The organism is Selenomonas sp. (assembly GCF_052169755.1).
Lineage (GTDB): Bacteria > Bacillota > Negativicutes > Selenomonadales > Selenomonadaceae > Selenomonas.
The window spans coordinates 1-5,496 of sequence record NZ_JBQNBV010000131.1; the positions used below are offsets into that span (position 1 = coordinate 1).

The 5,496-nt window shown below is 56.1% G+C and carries 5 protein-coding genes; all 5 read left to right on the top strand.

Features of this window, described 5'->3' with window-relative positions; translation table 11 throughout:
• Positions 1-20 precede the first annotated feature (20 nt).
• On the top strand, positions 21-311 hold the full coding sequence (gatC, locus tag ACTTKG_RS08750) for an Asp-tRNA(Asn)/Glu-tRNA(Gln) amidotransferase subunit GatC (RefSeq protein ID WP_442673835.1): 291 nt from the start codon (positions 21-23) through the stop codon (positions 309-311).
• Positions 312-323: 12 nt separating this feature from the next.
• On the top strand, positions 324-1,796 hold the full coding sequence (gatA, locus tag ACTTKG_RS08755) for an Asp-tRNA(Asn)/Glu-tRNA(Gln) amidotransferase subunit GatA (RefSeq protein ID WP_442673831.1): 1,473 nt from the start codon (positions 324-326) through the stop codon (positions 1,794-1,796).
• Positions 1,793-3,232, top strand: coding sequence for an Asp-tRNA(Asn)/Glu-tRNA(Gln) amidotransferase subunit GatB (gene gatB / locus ACTTKG_RS08760; protein ID WP_442673832.1), 1,440 nt, complete (start codon positions 1,793-1,795; stop codon positions 3,230-3,232). Before gatA ends, gatB begins: the two co-directional genes overlap by 4 nt.
• Positions 3,233-3,464: 232 nt before the next feature.
• A complete protein-coding gene (locus ACTTKG_RS08765; protein ID WP_442673833.1) occupies positions 3,465-4,139 on the top strand; it encodes an HAD family hydrolase in 675 nt (224 codons plus the stop codon).
• 20 nt (positions 4,140-4,159) lie between these two features.
• On the top strand, positions 4,160-5,496 hold a 1,337-nt coding region (gene rlmD / locus ACTTKG_RS08770; protein ID WP_442673834.1), incomplete at its 3' end, for a 23S rRNA (uracil(1939)-C(5))-methyltransferase RlmD.

The window sequence follows — 5,496 nt, forward strand, 5'->3', positions numbered from 1 at the left end:
CTTATATGGATGGTGAGAAGATGAAGGTTACGAAGAAAGATTTGGCGGATGTTGCTGTCTTATCGCGCCTTTCGATTGCAGACGCGGAAGCGGATAAGTACCTCGGGCAGCTCGACGCTTTTTTGCAGTATGTCGAGAACCTTGAAGGCGTGGATACGGAAGAGGTGCAGCCGACGACGTATGCTCTGCCGATGCAGAATGTTTTCCGCGCCGACGAGGTAAAGCCGTCGCTCATGCGCGAGGCGGCGCTTTCCAATGCGCCTTTGGCAGAGGACGGCTATTTCAAAGTGCCGAAGATACTGGAAGGCTGAGGAGGAAATTTGGTGAAACTTTACGATAAAGCGGCGCATGAGCTTCATGATTTGCTGCAAAAGAAGGAAATCTCCTCGACTGAGCTGACGAAGGACGTGCTTTTACGCATGGACGAGGTCGAAGAAAAGGTCGGGGCGTATCTGACCGAGATGCGCGAGTCGGCGCTCGTGCAGGCGGCGCACGCCGATGAGAAGATCGCACGCGGAGAGTCGCTCGCCTTTTTGGAGGGCATTCCCGGCGCGATCAAGGACAATATATGCACGAAGGGTGTCAGAACGACGTGCGCTTCCAAGATTTTGGAGAACTTCGTGCCGCCCTATCATGCGACGGTCATGGAAAAGCTCGCGAAAGAGAATCCCGTCATTTTGGGAAAACTCAATATGGATGAGTTTGCGATGGGCGGCTCGACGGAAAACTCCGCTTACAAAAAGACGCGCAATCCGTGGAATCTCGATTGCGTGCCGGGCGGCAGCTCGGGCGGCAGCGCGGCGGCGGTGGCTGCCGGCACGGCGGTCTGGGCGCTCGGCTCCGATACGGGCGGCTCGATTCGCCAGCCGGCGTCGTTTTGCGGCGTCGTCGGCATGAAACCGACGTATGGCCGCGTTTCGCGCTACGGACTCGTCGCGTATGCATCGTCGCTCGATCAGATCGGTCCCGTGACGCGCGATGTGACGGACTGTGCGCATGTATTGAACGTCATCGCCGGACACGATGCGATGGACTCGACATCGAGCGCCGCGCCCGTGCCCGATTATACGAAGGCATTGACCGAGGACGTGAAGGGGCTTAAAATCGGCTTGCCGAAAGAGTATTTCGTCAAGGGGATGGATGCCGATGTGGAGCAGGCGGTTCGCAAGGCGATCGCAGACTTTGAAGCGATGGGCGCAGAGGTCACGGAAATCACGCTGCCGCATACGGATTATGCGATCTCGACATACTATCTGATCGCGCCGGCGGAAGCCGCGACGAACCTCGAACGGTACGACGGTGTGAGCTATGGTGCGCGTGTCGATGGTGTGGACATCGTCGAGATGATGACGAAGACGCGCAGCGAGAAGTTTGGCGAGGAGGTCAAACGCCGCATCATGATCGGCAACTACGCGCTTTCTGCGGGCTATTACGACGCATATTATCTCAAGGCGCTGAAGGTGCGCACGCTCGTACAGAAGGATTTTACCGATGCTTTCGCGAAGGTCGATGTCATCATGGCGCCGACGGCGCCGACGACGGCGTTCAAGATCGGTGAGATGGTTTCCGATCCGTTGAAAATGTATTTGCAGGACATTTGCACCGTGCCCTTGAACCTGGCGGGTCTGCCGGGCATCTCTGTGCCTTGCGGCTACTCGGCGAAGGGGCTGCCCATCGGTCTGCAGATCATAGGCAAGGCGCTCGCGGAGGAGACGATCCTGCGCGCCGCTTATGCCTATGAGCAGACGCATGCTTTTCACAAAGACAGGGCGAAGATCGGAGGGGCAGAGGGATGAATTACGAAGCAGTCATAGGGCTTGAGATCCATAGCGAGCTCAAGACGAATACGAAAATTTTCTGCGGCTGCGCCACGAAGTTCGGCACCGAGCAGAACACGCAGGTCTGCCCCGTGTGCTTGGGGCTGCCCGGCGTGCTGCCCGTGCTCAACAAGCGCGTCGTCGAGTTCGCCATCAAAGCGGGACTGGCGCTCAATTGCACGATCGACAAGTACAGCAAGTTTGACCGCAAGAACTATTACTATCCCGATCTGCCGAAGAACTTTCAGACCTCGCAGTACGATCTGCCGATTGCTGAGCACGGCTATGTCGATATTGAAACGGAAAACGGCACGAAGCGCATCCGCATCCTGCGCATCCACATGGAAGAGGACGCAGGTAAGCTCGTCCATTCGGGCGCGACGATCACGGATTCTCTGACATCGAACGTCGATTACAACCGCACGGGCGTACCGCTCATCGAGATCGTTTCCGAGCCGGATATGTCAACGCCGGCAGAAGCACGCGCCTATATGGAGAAGATCAAGTCGATCCTCGAATATATCGATGTTTCCAACTGCCGCATGGAGGAAGGCAATTTGCGCGCCGACCTCAATATTTCGCTTCGCCCCGTCGGAACCAAAACGCTCGGGACGAAAGCGGAGATGAAGAACATCAACTCCTTCAAGGCGGTCGAGGATGCGCTTTCCTATGAGATCGAGCGGCAGGAAGAAATCCTCGAAGACGGCGGGCATATCGTGCAGGAAACGCGTACATGGGATCCCGAGCGCGGCATCACGAAATCCATGCGCTCGAAGGAAGAGGCGCACGACTACCGCTACATGCCAGAGCCGGATCTCGTGCCTATCGTGACGACGGAAGAGGAGATCGAGGCATACCGCAAGGCCTTGCCCGAGCTGCCGGACGCACGTCGCGAGCGCTATGGGAAAGCGTTTGGTCTGTCGGATTATGATGCAGCCATCATTACGGCATCGCGCCCGCTGGCAGAGTATTTCGAGGCGTGCCTTGCGGGCGGCGCGGACGCGAAGAGCGCGGCGAATTGGATCATGGGCGATCTCGCGAAGAACCTCAACGCCGAGGGCAAGACGATTGAAGAATCGCCGGTCGAAGCCTCGCGCCTCGCGCAAATGATTGCGCTCATCGAAAAGGGAACGATCTCTTCGAAGATCGCCAAGAAGGTTTTTGCCGAGATGTGGACATCGAGCGATGCGCCCGAGAAGATTGTCGAGGATAAAGGGCTTGTGCAGATCACGGACACGAAGGAGATCGAAGCGATCGTCGATGCCGTCATCGCCGCCAATCCGAAGCCTGTCGCCGATTATAAGAGCGGCAACAAAAAGGCGGTCGGCGCTCTCGTCGGTCAAGTCATGAAGCAGTCGAAAGGCAAGGCAAATCCGCAGATGGTCAATCAGCTTCTCGCGGATAAATTGCGCTGATACGTTTGCGATGGTTTTGGAAAGCAGCCGTTTTTGCGGCTGCTTTCCTTTTGGCAGGGAAAAGGGAGCTTTCCGCGAATAAAATAAAGGAAACGCTGATAAAATGAAGTTGCCCAGATTTGCACAGATGCGCTGTGCCTATGGCGGTCAACGTCAGCCAATCATGCGGCGCACTTCGTGCTTCTAAAAGTATATCATGGATGATTTTCGCGACAGCAGAAAGGTGATCGCTATGCAATATAAAGCTGTGATTTTCGATCTCGACGGTACGCTTGTCAACTCCTTGGACGACTTGGCGGACAGCGTGAATCTCATGCTGGAAGGCTACGGCTTCCCAACGCATGCGGTGGAAAAGTATCGATATTTCGTCGGCAACGGTTCCAAAAAACTCATGGAGCGGACATTGCCTGCGGCAAAGGCGGCAGACGCTGCCTTCGTTGAAGAAGCGCTCGCGAAATACAAGGCGATTTATCAAGAGCGTCTGTTGGAAAAAACGCGTCCTTACAAGGGCGTGCGTGAGCTTCTAAGCGCATTGAAGAGCCGTGGGATTCCGCTGGCAGTCTGCACGAACAAGCACAACGATGCGGCGCTGACCATCGTGAAGATTCTTTTTGCACCCGACACCTTTGCAAAAGTGCTTGGCGACCGCGCAGGTTTCCCGAAGAAGCCGGATCCTGCGACGCCGTTGGAAATCGCCGCGCACCTCGGTGTGAAGCCCGAAGAAGTCGCTTATTTGGGCGATACGTCCGTTGACATGGAAACCGCCGTGCGTGCGGGATTCCTGCCCGTCGGCGTACTTTGGGGATTTCGCCCCGCGCAGGAGCTTGTGGAAAGCGGCGCGAAAGTCTTGCTCAAAGAGCCGTTGGAACTTTTGGAGAACGTGGATTTTTGCGAGAACATGGGATGAATTTGAAGGAACGAGAAGTGATGAAAAAAGAAGTCCCCGTACAGCAGGGAAAAACATACGAAATCACCGTCCGGGCGCTCGGCACGAGCGGTGAAGGCGTGGGACGCGTGAAAGACTTCACCGTATTCGTGCCCGGCGTACTGCCCGGTGAGCGCGTGCTCGCCTGCATGGAAGACGTCAAGAAAACGTATGCACGCGGAAAGCTCGTGGAAATCTTGGAGAAAAGCCCAGAGCGCGTCGAGCCTCTCTGTCCGATTTACGATTCCTGCGGCGGCTGTCAGCTGCAGCATCTTTCCTATGAGGGGCAGCTGCGCCTAAAAAGGCAGCAGGTCGTCGATGCAGTCGAGCGCATCGGGGGGCTTTCCGGCATCGAGGTTTTGCCCGTCTTAGGCGCGAAAGAGCCTTGGCTTTATCGGAACAAGATGCAGTTTCCCGTCGGCAGGAAGCGGGGAAAGACCGTCATCGGCTGCTTCGCCAAAGGATCGCACGACATCATCGACACGCGCGACTGTCGGATTCAAAAAGAAGGCAACAACATCATCGTCAACGTCATGCGCGAGATCGTTGAGCGTTTGCGTATTCCCGTCTACGATGAGGATCGCCATACAGGCGTCCTGCGCCACGTCGTCGGCCGCATAGGGGAAAACGGCGAAGCTATGGTCGTTCTCGTCACAGCAACGAAGGACTTGCCCAAGGCGAAAGAAATCACGCGCCTTTTACGAGAGCGCGTGCCGAACCTCAAAAGCGTGCAGCAAAATATCCAGACATATCGCAATAATGTCATCTTAGGACGTGAAACCAAGCTCCTTTGGGGCAAACCGACGATTCTTGACCGCATCGGCAAACTGCGTTTTTCCATCTCGGCGAGATCCTTCTTCCAAGTCCATACGGAGCAGGCCGCCGTTCTCTATGAAAAGGCACTGGAATACGCCGATCTCAACGGCAAAGAAACCGTCCTCGACGCCTACTGCGGCACGGGTACCATCACCCTTTTCCTCGCACAAAAAGCCCATCGCGTCTATGGCATCGAAATCGTCAAACCCGCAATCGAGGACGCGAAAAAGAATGCGCGTGATAACCGCATAAAAAATGCTACGTTCCTCGTCGGAGACGCCACAAAACTCATGCCGCGTCTCTACCAAGAAAACATTCGCCCCAACGTCATCGTCGTCGATCCGCCCCGCGCCGGCTGCACGGAAACCGTCCTGAAAACCTTCGCCGCCATGCACCCCGACCGCATCGTCTACGTGTCCTGCAACCCCGCAACCCTCGCCAGAGATCTGGCACTTTTAGCAGGGTTGGGGTATATGACGAAAGAGATACAGCCCGTGGATATGTTTCCGCAGACATCGCATGT